1 protein-coding gene is annotated in these 221 nt (G+C 63.3%); it reads left to right on the top strand.

What is annotated here, in order from left to right; all coding sequences use genetic code 11:
- A partial coding sequence (locus E0702_RS19875; protein ID WP_205742186.1) for a hypothetical protein occupies positions 1 to 181 on the top strand: 181 nt, incomplete at its 5' end.
- Between the last annotated feature and the right edge of the window lie 40 nt (positions 182 to 221).

Below are 221 nucleotides of genomic sequence, written 5' to 3'. Positions count from 1 at the left end.
CAGCCCATGTTTCGAGGGTGTGTTCAGGCAGGACAAGCGCGTCGCCGCCCATTGCACCTCGGGCCTGTGGTCGGTCCTGCCCGTGGCCACGCGACAAGACTTGGAGTTTGCCGCCGCGCATCGGAAGGACGGGTTCTCGGACTGGGTCGTACAGGGCCGGCCACTCACCAAGGAAGCCTAGAAAGCCCCGATCAGGTCAGCACTTTCGACACAATGGTCAG

This window comes from Halomonas marinisediminis (genome assembly GCF_004347715.1).
Taxonomy (GTDB): Bacteria; Pseudomonadota; Gammaproteobacteria; order Pseudomonadales; family Halomonadaceae; genus Halomonas; species Halomonas icarae.
The sequence above is the reverse complement of the archived record's forward strand: the minus strand, read 5'-3'. Positions and strand labels throughout refer to the sequence as shown.